The sequence below is a fragment of the Escherichia sp. E14S1 genome (assembly GCF_004211995.1).
Classification (GTDB): domain Bacteria; phylum Pseudomonadota; class Gammaproteobacteria; order Enterobacterales; family Enterobacteriaceae; genus Escherichia.
The window spans coordinates 239,703-255,044 of the sequence record NZ_RHJQ01000002.1 but is presented as its reverse complement, the minus strand read 5'-3'; the positions used below and the strand labels follow the sequence as shown (position 1 = coordinate 255,044).

Annotated in this window: 10 protein-coding genes and 2 pseudogenes; 6 read left to right on the top strand and 6 right to left on the bottom strand. The window is 52.4% G+C overall.

The genetic code is table 11. The features are described 5' to 3' along the window. A pseudogene (locus D9734_RS23450) lies at nucleotides 1–285 on the top strand (DUF3300 domain-containing protein); the annotation flags it as partial. Between the two features lie 242 nt (nucleotides 286–527). Here D9734_RS23450 and lpdA read toward each other — a convergent pair. From lpdA to pdhR, 4 genes are all read right to left on the bottom strand, one after another. After that, nucleotides 528–1,952 carry a dihydrolipoyl dehydrogenase gene (gene lpdA / locus D9734_RS01855; protein ID WP_130205068.1) on the bottom strand — a complete coding sequence of 475 codons (1,425 nt, stop codon included), beginning with the start codon at nucleotides 1,950–1,952 and terminating at the stop codon, nucleotides 528–530. A gap of 324 nt (nucleotides 1,953–2,276) precedes the next feature. Next, the gene (gene aceF, locus D9734_RS01850; RefSeq protein WP_130204949.1) at nucleotides 2,277–4,169 is read right to left on the bottom strand and encodes a pyruvate dehydrogenase complex dihydrolipoyllysine-residue acetyltransferase; all 1,893 of its coding nucleotides are present in this window, start codon (nucleotides 4,167–4,169) and stop codon (nucleotides 2,277–2,279) included. Nucleotides 4,170–4,183: 14 nt separating this feature from the next. Then, nucleotides 4,184–6,847, bottom strand: coding sequence for a pyruvate dehydrogenase (acetyl-transferring), homodimeric type (gene aceE / locus D9734_RS01845; RefSeq protein WP_130204947.1), 2,664 nt, complete (start codon nucleotides 6,845–6,847; stop codon nucleotides 4,184–4,186). Nucleotides 6,848–7,007: 160 nt separating this feature from the next. Next, on the bottom strand, nucleotides 7,008–7,772 hold the full coding sequence (pdhR, locus tag D9734_RS01840; protein WP_000331776.1) for a pyruvate dehydrogenase complex transcriptional repressor PdhR: 765 nt from the start codon (nucleotides 7,770–7,772) through the stop codon (nucleotides 7,008–7,010). Nucleotides 7,773–8,312: 540 nt separating this feature from the next. Here pdhR and aroP point away from each other — a divergent pair. Further along, nucleotides 8,313–9,686: an aromatic amino acid transporter AroP gene (aroP, locus tag D9734_RS01835; protein WP_165383261.1), complete on the top strand. Its 1,374-nt coding sequence runs from the start codon at nucleotides 8,313–8,315 to the stop codon at nucleotides 9,684–9,686. Between the two features lie 42 nt (nucleotides 9,687–9,728). On the opposite strand, the gene ampE is transcribed toward aroP, so the two are convergent. Further along, a complete protein-coding gene (gene ampE, locus D9734_RS01830; protein ID WP_000171986.1) occupies nucleotides 9,729–10,583 on the bottom strand; it encodes a beta-lactamase regulator AmpE in 855 nt (284 codons plus the stop codon). Continuing rightward, entirely contained in the window at nucleotides 10,580–11,131 is a 552-nt protein-coding gene (gene ampD, locus D9734_RS01825; RefSeq protein ID WP_130204944.1) for a 1,6-anhydro-N-acetylmuramyl-L-alanine amidase AmpD, read from the bottom strand. Before ampD ends, ampE begins: the two co-directional genes overlap by 4 nt. An 87-nt stretch (nucleotides 11,132–11,218) precedes the next feature. Here ampD and nadC point away from each other — a divergent pair, with 87 nt between their 5' ends. From nadC to hofC, 4 genes and pseudogenes are all read left to right on the top strand, one after another. Beyond that, nucleotides 11,219–12,112: a carboxylating nicotinate-nucleotide diphosphorylase gene (gene nadC / locus D9734_RS01820; protein WP_130204942.1), complete on the top strand. Its 894-nt coding sequence runs from the start codon at nucleotides 11,219–11,221 to the stop codon at nucleotides 12,110–12,112. Nucleotides 12,113–12,314: 202 nt separating this feature from the next. Then, on the top strand, nucleotides 12,315–12,755 hold the full coding sequence (ppdD, locus tag D9734_RS01815; protein WP_130204940.1) for a prepilin peptidase-dependent pilin: 441 nt from the start codon (nucleotides 12,315–12,317) through the stop codon (nucleotides 12,753–12,755). A gap of 9 nt (nucleotides 12,756–12,764) precedes the next feature. After that, entirely contained in the window at nucleotides 12,765–14,150 is a 1,386-nt protein-coding gene (gspE, locus tag D9734_RS01810) for a type II secretion system protein GspE (RefSeq protein ID WP_130204938.1), read from the top strand. Then, nucleotides 14,140–15,341, top strand: a pseudogene (hofC, locus tag D9734_RS01805) (protein transport protein HofC). The gene gspE and the pseudogene hofC overlap by 11 nt, the downstream one beginning before the upstream one ends. The last annotated feature ends 1 nt before the right edge of the window (nucleotide 15,342 follow it).

Sequence of the window (15,342 nt, the reverse complement as noted above, 5' to 3'; positions counted from 1 at the left end):
AGAGAGGCGGCGCGTCAGCGTATCCAGTCGGCCTCGCCTGAGCAGCGTCAGGCGGCCCGTGAGAAAATGCAGACTAGCCCGCAGAATCAACAGCAAAGAGATGCAGCACGTCAGCGTATCCAGTCTGCCTCGCCTGAGCAGCGTCAAGTTGCGCGGGAGAAAATTCAGGAGAGCCGCCCGCAACGTCTGAACGACAATAACCATACTGCCCGATTGAATAATGAGCAACGGTCAGCGGTACGCGAACGGTTGTCTGAGCGTGGAACAAGGAGACTGGAAAGGTAAATTGCAGGCATAAAAAAAGCGGCGTAGTTAGCCGCTTAAGACTGATGACAAACATCGAATTTCCCGATACGCAAGTTTATCGGGCCTACATAGCTCCTGCAATATATTGAATTTGCATGATTTTGTAGGTCGAATAAGGCGTTCACGCCGCATCCGGCATCAACAACGAGCACTTTATCAACAATCTGAAGCGGCCTGGTCAGCCGCTTCTTAATTTACCGGATGTTCCGGCACAAGAAGAATTACTTCTTCTTCGCTTTCGGGTTCGGCAGGTCGGTGATGCTACCTTCGAATACTTCTGCTGCCAGGCCCACAGACTCGTGCAGAGTCGGGTGCGCGTGGATGGTCAGCGCGATGTCTTCAGCGTCACAACCCATTTCGATCGCCAGACCGATTTCACCCAGCAGCTCGCCGCCGTTGGTACCGACAATCGCGCCACCGATCACACGGTGAGATTCTTTGTCGAAAATCAGCTTGGTCATACCGTCTGCGCAGTCGGAAGCAATAGCACGGCCAGATGCAGCCCACGGGAAGGTGGCGGTTTCGTAACTGATGCCTTTCTCTTTCGCTTCTTTCTCGGTCAGCCCTACCCATGCAACTTCTGGTTCGGTGTACGCGATAGACGGGATAACTTTCGGATCGAAGTAGTGTTTTTGACCTGCGATAACTTCAGCGGCAACGTGACCTTCGTGAACACCTTTGTGTGCCAGCATCGGCTGACCGACGATATCGCCGATAGCAAAGATGTGCGGTACGTTGGTACGCAGCTGTTTGTCAACGCGGATGAAACCACGGTCGTCAACTTCCACGCCAGCTTTGCCTGCGTCGAGGTTTTTACCGTTCGGCACACGACCAATCGCTACCAGCACGGCGTCGTAACGCTGCGGTTCAGCCGGTGCTTTTTTGCCTTCCATCGTCACATAAATACCGTCTTCTTTCGCTTCAACGGCGGTAACTTTGGTTTCCAGCATCAGGTTGAATTTCTTGCTGATACGCTTGGTGAAGACTTTAACGATGTCTTTGTCCGCCGCCGGGATAACCTGGTCGAACATTTCAACCACGTCAATCTGTGAACCCAGCGCGTGGTATACGGTCCCCATTTCCAGACCGATGATACCGCCACCCATAACCAGCAGACGTTCTGGTACTTCTTTCAGTTCCAGAGCATCAGTGGAGTCCCAAATACGCGGATCTTCATGCGGAATAAACGGCAGTTGGATCGGGCGAGAACCCGCCGCGATGATCGCGTTGTCGAAGTTGATCACTGTTTTACCGTTCTCACCTTCAACTTCCAGGGTGTTAGCCCCGGTAAATTTACCCAGACCGTTGACCACTTTGACTTTGCGGCCTTTCGCCATACCAGCCAGACCACCGGTCAGCTGATTGATCACTTTCTCTTTCCAGGTACGAATCTTGTCGATATCGGTTTTCGGTTCGCCGAAGACGATACCGTGTTCAGCCAGCGCTTTGGCTTCTTCGATAACTTTTGCTACGTGCAGCAGTGCTTTAGAAGGGATACAGCCGACGTTCAGGCAAACACCACCAAGGGTGTTGTAACGTTCTACGATTACGGTTTCCAGACCTAAATCAGCGCAACGGAAGGCAGCGGAGTAACCTGCGGGGCCTGCCCCAAGTACCACGACCTGAGTTTTGATTTCAGTACTCATCATGACCTCTATATATTTATCTCCGGCGGTCATACCCGTCGTCTTTCAGGCCGCAGCGGCGTTAGCTTCACGCCCTCACCCCAGTCACTTACTTATGTAAGCTCCTGGGGATTCTGGCGCTTGCTACCTTGCTGCACCCAGAAATCCATAGGGTATGTGAAGTAATACCCTAACCACCACCGGGTCGTTCTATCCGTCGGTATTTTACAAAATTGTTAACAATTTTTAAACAACAAACGGCAACCGATTTGTCTATTCGCTAATAATCTCAATACATTCATGAGATTACCAGAAAAAAGCCGGCCGTTGGGCCGGCTCTTTTATTTACATCACCAGACGGCGAATATCAGACAGCGTGTTGTTAATGATGGTAATGAAACGGGCACCATCAGCACCGTCGATCACGCGGTGGTCGAAGGAGAGAGAAATCGGCAGCATCAGACGCGGCACGAACTCTTTACCATTCCACACCGGCTCCATCGCGGACTTGGAAACGCCGAGGATAGCCACTTCCGGCGCATTCACAATCGGCGCGAAGTGGGTAGTACCCAGGCCGCCGATGCTGGAGATGGTAAAGCAACCGCCCTGCATTTCGCCCGCAGTCAGCTTACCGTCACGCGCTTTCTTAGAAATAGTCATCAGCTCGCGAGACAGCTCGATGATGCCTTTCTTGTTGACGTCTTTGAATACCGGAACAACCAGACCGTTCGGGGTATCCACCGCCACACCGATGTTGATGTATTTCTTCAGGGTCAGACGCTGACCGTCTTCCGACAGCGAACTGTTGAAGCGAGGCATCTGCTCAAGAGCTGCAGCAACGGCTTTCATGATGAAGACAACTGGGGTTATCTTCACATCCAGCTTACGTTTCGCTGCTTCTTCGTTCTGCTGTTTACGGAACGCTTCCAGCTCGGTGATATCAGTTTTGTCGAAGTGGGTAACGTGCGGGATCATCACCCAGTTACGGCTCAGGTTAGCACCAGAAATTTTCTGAATGCGGCCCAGTTCCACTTCTTCGATTTCACCAAACTTGCTGAAGTCCACCTTCGGCCACGGCAACATGCCAGGGATACCGCCGCCAGTCGCTGCCGGAGCCGCTTCTGCACGTTTGATAGCTTCTTTCACGTAAGCCTGAACGTCTTCGCGCAGAATACGACCTTTACGGCCAGTGCCCTTCACTTTCGCCAGGTTAACGCCGAATTCGCGTGCCAGACGGCGGATCAGCGGAGTCGCGTGAACGTAAGCGTCGTTTTCAGCAAATTCAGATTTGCCTTCGGCTTTCGCAGCCGGTGCTGCTGCCGGGGCTTCAGCTTTTGCTGCCGGAGCCGGCGCTGCCGCTTCCTGTTTCGCTGGAGCTGCCGCAGGCGCTGCGCCTTCAACTTCGAAGATCATAATCAGCGAACCAGTTTTCACTTTATCGCCAACGTTGACTTTCAGTTCCTTCACGACGCCAGCAAACGGAGCCGGAACTTCCATAGAAGCTTTGTCGCCTTCTACGGTGATCAGTGACTGTTCAGCGGCAACTTTGTCGCCCACTTTCACCATCACTTCGGTCACTTCAACTTCGTCACCACCGATATCCGGAACGTTAACTTCTTTCACGCCAGCTGCAGCCGCTGGTGCTGCTGCCGGAGCCGCTTCCTGTTTAGCTGCTGGAGCTGCCGCGCCTGCTGCACCCGCGACTTCGAAGACCATAATCAGCGAGCCGGTAGACACTTTGTCACCCACGTTCACTTTGATCTCTTTCACGGTGCCAGCAAACGGAGCCGGAACTTCCATAGAAGCTTTGTCGCCTTCTACGGTGATCAGCGACTGCTCAGCTTCAACTTTGTCGCCCACTTTCACCAGGATTTCGGTCACTTCAACTTCGTCGCTGCCGATATCCGGAACGTTAACGTCTTTTGCTGCCGCAGCCGCGGGTACTGCTGCCGGAGCTGCTTCTTTCTTCTCTTCTGCCTGAGCAGGTGCAGCGTCTGCTGCACCGTCGGCGGAATCGAAAATCATAATCAGTGCGCCGGTCTGGGTTTTATCGCCAACAGAGACTTTGATCTCTTTAACGATACCCGCCTGCGGAGACGGAACTTCCATAGAGGCTTTGTCGCCTTCTACGGTGATCAGCGACTGTTCGGCTTCAACTTTGTCGCCCACTTTGACCAGGATCTCGGTGATTTCAACTTCATCAGCCCCGATGTCCGGTACTTTGATTTCGATAGCCATTATTCTTTTACCTCTTACGCCAGACGCGGGTTAACTTTATCTGCATCGATGTTGAATTTGGCGATTGCGTCAGCAACCACTTTCTTATCGATTTCGCCACGTTTAGCCAGTTCGCCCAGCGCCGCTACAACCACGTAGGAAGCATCAACTTCGAAGTGGTGACGCAGGTTCTCACGGCTGTCGGAACGACCGAAGCCATCAGTACCCAGTACGCGGTAGTCGTCAGCCGGTACGTAAGTACGGACCTGCTCAGCGAACAGTTTCATATAGTCGGTAGATGCCACTGCCGGAGCGTCGTTCATCACCTGAGCGATATACGGAACGCGCGGAGTTTCCAGCGGGTGCAGCATGTTCCAGCGTTCACAATCCTGACCATCACGCGCCAGTTCGGTGAAGGAGGTCACGCTATAAACGTCAGAACCTACGCCGTACTCTTTCGCCAGGATCTGTGCTGCTTCACGGACGTGACGCAGGATAGAACCGGAGCCCAGCAGCTGAACTTTACCTTTGCTACCTTCAATGGTTTCGAGTTTGTAGATACCTTTACGGATACCTTCCTCAGCACCTTCCGGCATTGCCGGCATGTGGTAGTTTTCGTTCAGCGTGGTGATGTAGTAGTAAACGTTCTCTTGTTTTTCACCGTACATACGCTCCAGACCGTCATGCATGATGACAGCAACTTCGTAAGCGTAAGCCGGGTCGTAAGAGATACAGTTCGGGATAGTCAGCGACTGAATGTGGCTGTGACCATCTTCGTGCTGCAGACCTTCACCGTTCAGGGTGGTACGGCCGGAAGTACCGCCGATCAGGAAGCCACGCGCTTGCTGGTCGCCAGCCGCCCAGCACAGATCGCCGATACGCTGGAAGCCGAACATCGAGTAATAGATGTAGAACGGAATCATCGGCAGATTGTTGGTGCTGTAAGAGGTCGCCGCTGCCAGCCAGGAACAACCTGCGCCCAGCTCGTTGATCCCTTCCTGCAAAATCTGACCTTTCTCGTCTTCTTTATAGTAAGCAACCTGCTCGCGGTCCTGCGGGGTGTACTGCTGACCGTTCGGGCTGTAAATACCAATCTGACGGAACAGACCTTCCATACCGAAAGTACGCGCTTCGTCGGCGATGATCGGCACAAGCCTGTCTTTGATCGACTTGTTCTTCAGCATCACGTTCAGGGCACGAACGAAAGCGATAGTGGTAGAGATCTCTTTGCTCTGCTCTTCCAGCAGCGCACCGAAGTCTTGCAGGCTCGGCAGCTCCAGCTTCTCGGTGAAGTTCGGCTGGCGGCTTGGCAGATAACCGTGCAGTTTCTGACGCTGTGCGTGCAGATAGGTATGCTCTTCAGAACCTTCCGGGAAGGTGATGTACGGCAGTTTTTCGATATCTGCATCAGACACCGGCACATTGAAACGGTCGCGGATGTGACGCACGCCGTCCATGTTCATTTTCTTAACCTGGTGCGCGATGTTTTTACCTTCAGCCGCGTCGCCCATGCCGTAACCTTTAATGGTATGAGCAAGGATTACTGTCGCTTTGCCTTTGGTTTCCTGCGCTTTCTTGAATGCAGCGTAGATTTTCTTCGGATCGTGACCACCACGGTTCAGCGCCCAGATCTGCTCGTCAGTCCAGTCTGCAACCAGGGCTGCGGTTTCAGGATATTTACCGAAGAAGTGTTCACGAACGTACGCGCCATCTTTCGATTTGAAGGTCTGGTAGTCGCCGTCAACGGTTTCGTTCATCAGCTGGATCAGTTTACCGCTGGTATCTTTACGCAGCAGTTCATCCCAACGGCTACCCCACATCACTTTGATCACGTTCCAGCCAGCACCTTCGAAGATGCCTTCCAGTTCGTTGATGATCTTGCCGTTACCGGTGACCGGGCCGTCAAGACGCTGCAGGTTACAGTTGATAACGAAGACCAGGTTATCCAGTTTTTCACGGGTAGCGATGGTGATCGCACCTTTGGATTCCGGTTCGTCCATTTCACCGTCGCCGAGGAACGCGTAAACGGTCTGTTTAGAGGTATCTTTCAGGCCACGGTGTTCCAGATATTTCAGGAATTTAGCCTGGTAAATAGCACCAATCGGACCCAGACCCATAGATACGGTCGGGAACTGCCAGAATTCCGGCATCAGTTTCGGGTGCGGATAGGAAGAGAGGCCATTGCCGTGAACTTCCTGACGGAAGTTATCCAGCTGCTCTTGAGTCAGACGACCTTCCAGGAAAGCACGTGCGTAAACGCCCGGGGAGATGTGGCCCTGGAAGTAAACCAGGTCGCCGCCATCCTGCTCGTTACGTGCACGGAAGAAGTGGTTAAAGCACACATCATAAATGGTTGCGGAAGACTGGAAGGACGCCATGTGGCCGCCCAGTTCGAGGTCTTTTTTCGACGCACGCAGAACCGTCATGATGGCGTTCCAGCGGATAGCTGAACGAATACGACGTTCCAGTTCCAGATTACCCGGATACTCCGGTTGTTCTTCAACGGGGATGGTGTTGATGTAGTTGCTGATACCGGTGCCTGCGGCTACGTTGACACCGCCTTTGCGGGCTTCAGCAAGCAGTTGGTCGATCAGATACTGAGCACGCTCAACACCTTCTTCACGGATGACCGATTCGATCGCCTGGAGCCAGTCGCGAGTTTCGATCGGATCCACGTCATTTGGGAAACGTTCTGACATGGGTTATTCCTTATCTATCTAATAACGTTGAGTTTTCTGGAACCTGTCCCATTGAACTCTCGCCGGAAAGCCCAATAAGACAGGTTCTACGTTTAGTTGCCGCGCTTTTATATGCGCTTGATTTACAACATCTTCTGGATAATTTTTACCAGAAAAATCACTAATTCTTTCGTTGCTCCAGACGGCGCAGAGAACGCTCACGGCGACTCTCTTCACGGCTTCTGTCGAGCAAAATTTCTTCGATAAAGGCCAGATGGCGATGCGATGCTTCGCGCGCTTCTTCCGGCTTACCGGCCATAATCGCTTCAAATATGCGGGTGCGGTGACTACTCACCAGCGGCAGCATCTCGCGACGCGAATAGAGCAATTCGAAGTTCTGACGGACATTCTGGGCCAACATCGGCTCCATACACCTTAGCAGATGAAGCAAAACCACATTGTGGGCCGCTTCGGTGACGGCAATCTGATACTGGAGTACGGCGTTTGATTCCGCGTCCAGATCGCCAGACTGCTGCGCCAGTTCTATGGCGTGGTGGAGTTCACGGATGCGTTCCTTGTCTTCATCGGTACTACGCAGCGCGGCGTAATAAGCGGCGATACCTTCCAGGGCGTGTCGTGTTTCGAGCAAGTCATACTGTGATTCAGGATGGTCGGAGAGCAGCTCCACCAGCGGATCGCTGAAGCTTTGCCAGAGGCTGCTCTGAACAAACGTGCCGCCACCCTGGCGACGAAGCAACAAGCCCTTCGCTTCGAGACGTTGAATCGCCTCACGCAATGAGGGACGGGATACATCGAACTGTTTTGCCAGTTCGCGTTCCGGTGGGAGTTTTTCGCCCGGGCGGAGAGTGCCTTCGAGGATCAAAAACTCCAGTTGCTGCTCAATCACATCGGAGAGTTTTGGTTGGCGGATTTTGCTGTAGGCCATGAGTTCCTGTCTTAAGCCACTTGCCGAAGTCAATTGGTCTTACCAATTTCATGTCTGTGACGCTAAAGTAACAAAGTATTCACCTTATGTCCATACAGGTTTTGATTGAAATCATGAAACTGCGCACATTTTAACAACTTGACATATATAACGTTTCAAAATTGTAACTATGCACAAATGTAGACTTTACGTAGGAAAGTGATTTTTTAACGATTATTAAACTATAAAAATCCGAATTGAACCGATTCACTTACCAATTTTTCGATTTTTAATTCAATTAAAATGAATTTATATTCATTTTATATATTGAGCGGATTTGAGGCTGATCTTTACAAACGGTTCCTTTTTAAGCAACTCATCTTCAACCATGCATAAAGCGGGTGCATTCGCTGCCGCATACCATTATTCTTGATCTGACGGAAGTCTTTTTGTAACAATTCAAACGTCCTTAATGTAAACAAATTAATACAACAAACGGAATTGCAAACTTACACACGCATCATTGCGTAGATCAAAAAAACAATCACCGCACGAGGTTTCATGATGGAAGGTCAACAGCACGGCGAGCAGCTAAAGCGCGGCCTTAAAAACCGCCATATTCAGCTTATCGCGCTGGGTGGCGCAATAGGAACCGGGCTATTCCTGGGAAGCGCCTCCGTAATACAGTCCGCAGGGCCAGGGATTATCCTGGGTTATGCCATTGCAGGTTTTATCGCCTTTCTGATCATGCGTCAGCTAGGTGAAATGGTGGTCGAAGAACCTGTCGCAGGCTCCTTCAGCCACTTTGCTTATAAATACTGGGGCAGCTTTGCCGGATTCGCTTCTGGCTGGAACTATTGGGTACTGTACGTTTTAGTTGCCATGGCAGAACTTACGGCTGTCGGCAAATACATTCAGTTCTGGTATCCAGAAATCCCCACCTGGGCTTCTGCCGCCGTGTTCTTTGTGGTGATCAACGCCATCAACCTGACCAACGTAAAAGTGTTTGGCGAGATGGAGTTCTGGTTTGCCATTATCAAAGTTATCGCGGTGGTAGCGATGATCATCTTCGGCGGCTGGCTGCTGTTCAGCGGCAACGGCGGCCCGCAGGCGACCGTTAGCAACCTGTGGGCTCAAGGTGGCTTCCTGCCGCACGGCTTCACCGGGCTGGTGATGATGATGGCGATTATCATGTTCTCGTTCGGTGGTCTGGAACTGGTGGGGATCACCGCTGCAGAAGCTGATAACCCGGAGCAAAGCATCCCGAAAGCAACTAATCAGGTTATCTACCGCATCCTGATTTTCTACATTGGTTCGTTAGCCGTTCTGCTCTCACTGATGCCGTGGACACGCGTTACCGCTGACACCAGCCCGTTTGTGCTGATCTTCCACGAGTTAGGCGATACCTTTGTGGCAAATGCGCTGAACATCGTGGTACTGACGGCTGCGCTCTCCGTGTACAACAGCTGCGTATATTGCAACAGCCGTATGCTGTTCGGTCTGGCACAACAGGGTAACGCACCGAAAATGCTCGCTTCCGTCGATAAACGCGGCGTACCAGTAAATACCATTCTGGTATCTGCGCTGGTTACGGCATTGTGCGTACTGATTAACTACCTTGCCCCAGAGTCCGCTTTCGGACTGTTAATGGCGCTGGTGGTTTCTGCACTGGTTATTAACTGGGCGATGATTAGCCTGGCACATATGAAGTTCCGTCGCGCTAAGCAAGAACAAGGTGTGGTAACTCGTTTCCCTGCCCTGCTCTATCCGCTGGGTAACTGGATCTGCCTGCTGTTTATGGCGGCGGTACTGGTGATAATGCTGATGACGCCGGGGATGGCGATTTCGGTTTACCTGATCCCGGTATGGCTGGTTGTGTTAGGTATCGGTTATCTGTTCAAAGAGAAAACCGCAAAAGCCGTAAAAGCACATTAATCTCTCTACGCCCTCACCCGTTCTGGGTGAGGGCAGCAATATTTACACCAATGTCCCGTAAATCGTCAGTAGCGCAATCACCACCACAACCACGAACGAGGTTTTCTTCGCCATTGAAACCGCTGCTTTCGGTGTCTCAACCTTATCGACATGCGGTTCACGCGCCAGTGAGAACTGTGCCAGACGCGTTAGTACCTGGTATTGCGATGTGTGGAAATCGGTCAGTGAAGCAAACCAGGCTGGTAACGCTTTCTCACCGTGACCAATCAAGGCATAAACTACGCCCGCAAGGCGAACTGGCACCCAATCCACTACATGAAGCACGGCATCAACCCCCGACTGTAAGCGATGATGCGGCGTCTGGTAGCGCGCCAGCCAGTATTGCCATGCACGCAAGAATGCATAGCCCATCAGGGTAACGGGTCCCCAGATACCGCCTACAATTAGCCAGAACAGTGGCGCAAGGTAAAAACGAAAGTTAATCCACAACAGGGCATTTTGCAGTTCACGCAAAAACTCACGCTCATCGCAGCCTGCGGGGACGCCATGAATCATGGTTAACTCGCCAGCCATCGTGGAACGGGCATGGCTGTCGTTACGAGAAGCTGCGGTCAGATAAGCATGATAATGGAGACGAACTTTTCCTGCGCCAATACACAACAAACCAATCAACAGCCACACCACCAGCGTCGGGACGTTGAACAATAACCCATGCAACGCGCGCAACAGTAAAAAGGTCGCCCCCATCGCGATAATGGTCATCCCTAATGTGCGCCCCAGCGAAAAATGTTTCACCCGACGGAAAAACGCCTCGAGGCGGTGATCAAGCTGCCAGTGCTCGCCCAACTTAAACAGGCGCTCGAAAATTAACACCAGTAAGGTTGTAAACAGCGTCATGTTGTCTCCTTGCTGACCAGGGCGCGAAACCGTGCCCAATCAAAGGCAGGGCCGGGATCGGTTTTACGCTCCGGCGCAATATCACAATGGCCCGTCATATTATTGGCAATGGCTGGATAGCGATGAATCAATGCCCGCGTGACCGCCGCCAGTTGCTGATACTGCGCATCGGTATACGCCAGCGTATCAGTGCCTTCCAGCTCAATCCCAATAGAGAAATCATTACAGCGTTCGCGCCCCTGATACACGGAAACACCCGCATGCCAGGCGCGTTTATCGAAAGGAACATACTGGACAATTTCACCATCACGGCGAATCAAACAGTGAGCGGAGACGCGTAAATGGGCAATCTCTGCAAAGAAGGGATGAGCCTGCGGATCAATAGTTCCGGTGAATAATGCATCAATCCACGGACCGCCAAACTCGCCTGGCGGCAGGCTAATATTGTGCACCACCAGCAAGGTGGGAGTTTCGTCATCCGGGCGACAATCGTAATGTGGTGAGGGAACGCGGCGCGCGCCGACCAGCCACCCCTGTTCTAACAACATGCAGGATCTCCTTATATGTGGTGCTAATACCCGGTTCAGAGTAGCATGTTTCTACCTTATGATTCGTTAGCTATCTGGAGTTTTAACATGCCGCCTCGCCGCTATAACCCTGACACCCGACGTGACGAGCTGCTGGAACGCATTAATCTCGATATCCCCGGCGCGGTGGCTCAGGCGCTGCGAGAAGATTTAGGCGGAACAGTCGATGCCAACAACGACATTACGGCAAAACTTTTACCGGAAAATTCACGCTCTCATGCCACGGTGATCACCCGCGAAGAGGGCGTATTTTGTGGTAAACGCTGGGTTGAAGAAGTGTTTATTCAACTGGCAGGCGACGATGTCACCATTACCTGGCATGTGGATGACGGTGATGTCATTAACGCCAATCAACTCCTTTTCGAACTCGAAGGCCCATCTCGCGTGCTGTTAACCGGCGAACGTACTGCGCTTAATTTTGTACAAACTCTTTCTGGCGTAGCCAGTAAGGTTCGCCACTATGTTGAGTTACTGGAAGGCACCGATACGCAGTTGCTGGATACGCGAAAAACCTTACCCGGCCTGCGTTCTGCCCTGAAATACGCGGTACTTTGCGGCGGCGGGGCTAACCATCGTCTGGGGCTTTCTGACGCCTTCCTGATCAAAGAAAACCATATTATTGCCTCCGGCTCAGTGCGCCAGGCGGTCGAAAAAGCGTCCTGGCTGCACCCGGATGCGCCAGTAGAAGTTGAAGTCGAGAATCTGGAAGAACTTGATGAAGCACTGAAAGCAGGTGCCGATATCATCATGCTGGATAACTTCGACACAGAACAGATGCGCAAAGCCGTTAAACGCACCAACGGCAAGGCGCTGCTGGAAGTGTCTGGCAACGTCACCGACAAAACGCTACGCGAGTTTGCTGAAACGGGCGTGGACTTTATCTCCGTCGGTGCGCTAACTAAACACGTACAGGCACTCGATCTTTCAATGCGTTTTCGCTAATTGCTGACAGATTTATCCGCTCCATCGCGGGCGGATAATCTCCCCTTCCCCAACTTTCTTCGTAACGCCTCGCAAATTTCTTGTCTTTCGCTGCAACGTAATAAAAAACCTCGGAAGCCGCCTTCCCGTTTCGTTTTTTGCCCCTCGCCTGTGCTGATGGCGTTTGCCAAAGTAGCGCCAACCAAATCAAGGAGCGAGACAGATGGACAAGCAACGCGGTTTTACACTTATCGAACTGATGGTGGTTATTGGCATCATTGCCATTTTAAGCGCCATTGGTATTCCCGCTTATCAAAACTACCTGCGCAAAGCCGCACTTACCGACATGCTACAAACCTTTGTGCCTTACCGTACCGCCGTAGAATTGTGCGCGCTGGAACATGGCGGACTGGACACCTGCGACGGCGGCAGCAATGGCATCCCCTCGCCTACCACCACCCGCTATGTTTCAGCCATGAGTGTGGCAAAGGGCGTGGTGTCGCTGACCGGGCAAGAGAGTCTCAATGGGCTAAGCATCGTTATGACACCCGGTTGGGATAACGCTAACGGTGTCACCGGCTGGACGCGCAACTGCAATATTCAAAGTGACAGCGCATTGCAGCAAGCCTGCGAAGATGTCTTCCGCTTTGATGACGCCAACTAAGGAGCGGCGATGAATATTTCACAGCTCACCGCCCTGTGTTTGCGTTACCAGGGGGTCTTACTGGATGCCAGCGAAGAAGTGGTTCATGTTGCGGTGGTCGATGCCCCCTCACATGAGTTGCTGGACGCATTGCATTTCGCTACCACCAAACGTATTGAGATCACCTGCTGGACGCGCCAACAGATGGAAGGTCACGCCAGTCGCAAACAACAGACATTGCCCGTAGCCGTTCAGGAGAAACATCAGCCTAAAGCAGAATTGCTGGCTCATACGTTGCAATCTGCACTGGAACAACGCGCGTCAGATATTCATATCGAACCAGCGGACAATATCTATCACATCCGCTTGCGTATCGACGGCGTGCTGCATCCTTTACCTGATGTTTCACTGGATGCCGGAGTCGCTTTAACCGCCAGGTTAAAAGTGCTGGGAAGCCTGGATATTGCGGAACATCGCCTGCCGCAGGACGGGCAATTCACTGTCGAACTGGCCGGGAACGCCGTCTCATTTCGTATTGCTACCTTGCCATGTCGCGGCGGTGAAAAGGTGGTATTACGGTTGTTACAGCAGGTGGACCAGGCGCTGGATGTCAACACGCTGGGAATGCAACCATCACAACTGACGGACTTTACCCACGCCTTGCAGCAACCACAGGGACTGGTGCTGGTAACTGGCCCTACCGGCAGCGGCAAAACAGTCACGCTGTATAGCGCACTGCAAACGCTGAATACCGCCGATATTAATATTTGCAGCGTGGAAGATCCGGTTGAGATCCCCATCGCCGGGCTAAACCAGACACAAATCCATCCGCGTGCCGGACTCACCTTTCAGGGCGTTTTGCGTGCGTTATTGCGCCAGGATCCTGACGTCATCATGATCGGAGAGATCCGCGATGGCGAAACGGCAGAAATTGCCATTAAAGCCGCGCAAACGGGTCATCTGGTATTGTCCACGCTACACACCAACTCCACCTGCGAAACGCTGGTGCGTTTACAGCAAATGGGCGTTGCTCGCTGGATGCTCTCGTCGGCCCTCACTCTGGTAATAGCCCAGCGCCTGGTACGTAAACTTTGTCCGCATTGCCGCCAGCAGCAAGGGGAACCGATCCGCCTTCCGGACAATGTATGGTCATCTCCGCTGTCCCGCTGGCAGGCACTGGGTTGTGAACATTGCTACCACGGTTTTTATGGTCGTACCGCCTTGTTTGAAGTCCTGCCCATTACACCAGCCATACGCCAGCTTATTTCCTCTAATACTGAAGTTGAATCGCTGGAAACGCACGCCAGGCGGACAGGTATGCGCACACTTTTTGAAAACGGCTGCCTGGCCGTGGAACAAGGCTTAACCACCTTTGAAGAGTTAATCCGCGTGCTGGGGATGCCACATGGCGAATAAGCAACTCTGGCGATGGCATGGCATAACCGGCGACGGCAATGCGCAAGATGGGATGCAATGGTCAGAGAGCCGTGCTTTGCTGCTTTTGGCTCTACAGCAGCAAAGGGTTACCCCACTAAGCCTGAAGCGAATCGCCATCAATTCTGCGCATTGGCGAGGAGATAAAAGCGCGGAAGTCATTCATCAACTGGCGACGCTACTTAAAGCCGGGTTAACGCTTTCTGAAGGGCTGGCACTGCTGGCTGAACAGCATCCAAGTAAGCAATGGCAGGCATTGTTGCAATCGCTGGCGCACGATCTCGAACAGGGCATTGCCTTTTCCAGTGCCTTATTACCCTGGTCAGAGGTATTTCCGCCGCTCTATCAGGCGATGATCCGCACGGGGGAAGTGACCGGTAAGCTGGATGAATGCTGTTTTGAACTGGCGCGTCAACAAAAAGCCCAGCGCCAGTTGGCCGACAAAGTGAAATCAGCGTTGCGTTATCCCATCATCATTTTAGCGATGGCAATCATGGTGGTTGTGGCAATGCTGCATTTTGTTCTGCCGGAGTTTGCTGCTATCTATAAAACCTTTAACACCCCACTACCGGCACTAACGCAGGGGATCATGACGCTGGCAGACTTTAGTGGCAAATGGGGCTGGCTGCTGATAGTGCTCGGCTTTCTGCTGGCGATAGCCAACAAACTGCTGATGCGTCGCCCTACCTGGCTTATTGCGCGGCAGAAATGGTTATTACGCATCCCGATAATGGGAGCCCTGATGCGGGGACAAAAACTCACGCAGATCTTTACGATTCTGGCGCTGACACAAAGTGCAGGGATTACTTTTTTGCAGGGAGTGGAGAGCGTCAGGGAGACGATGCGCTGCCCGTACTGGGCGCAACTTCTGACACAAATTCAGCATGATATCAGTAACGGTCACCCCATCTGGCTGGCGCTAAAAAATGCGGGGGAGTTTAGCCCGCTCTGTTTGCAGTTAGTGAGGACAGGAGAGACATCTGGGTCGCTGGATCTCATGCTGGAGAATCTTGCCCATCATCATCGGATAACACGCTGGCGCTGGCAGATAACCTTGCCGCCTTACTGGAACCGGCGTTGCTGGTCATTACTGGAGGAATTATCGGTACGTTGGTGGTGGCAATGTATCTGCCAATTTTCCATCTGGGCGATGCGATGAGTGGGGTGGGATAAT

Excerpts from the sequence above, each read along its gene's own strand:
- lpdA (WP_130205068.1), bottom strand. The coding sequence starts at position 1,952 with ATGAGTACTGAAATCAAAACTCAGGTCGTGGTACTTGGGGCAGGCCCC.
- aceF (WP_130204949.1), bottom strand. The coding sequence starts at position 4,169 with ATGGCTATCGAAATCAAAGTACCGGACATCGGGGCTGATGAAGTTGAA.
- aceE (WP_130204947.1), bottom strand. The coding sequence starts at position 6,847 with ATGTCAGAACGTTTCCCAAATGACGTGGATCCGATCGAAACTCGCGAC.
- pdhR (WP_000331776.1), bottom strand. The coding sequence starts at position 7,772 with ATGGCCTACAGCAAAATCCGCCAACCAAAACTCTCCGATGTGATTGAG.
- aroP (WP_165383261.1), top strand. The coding sequence starts at position 8,313 with ATGATGGAAGGTCAACAGCACGGCGAGCAGCTAAAGCGCGGCCTTAAA.
- ampE (WP_000171986.1), bottom strand. The coding sequence starts at position 10,583 with ATGACGCTGTTTACAACCTTACTGGTGTTAATTTTCGAGCGCCTGTTT.
- ampD (WP_130204944.1), bottom strand. The coding sequence starts at position 11,131 with ATGTTGTTAGAACAGGGGTGGCTGGTCGGCGCGCGCCGCGTTCCCTCA.
- nadC (WP_130204942.1), top strand. The coding sequence starts at position 11,219 with ATGCCGCCTCGCCGCTATAACCCTGACACCCGACGTGACGAGCTGCTG.
- ppdD (WP_130204940.1), top strand. The coding sequence starts at position 12,315 with ATGGACAAGCAACGCGGTTTTACACTTATCGAACTGATGGTGGTTATT.
- gspE (WP_130204938.1), top strand. The coding sequence starts at position 12,765 with ATGAATATTTCACAGCTCACCGCCCTGTGTTTGCGTTACCAGGGGGTC.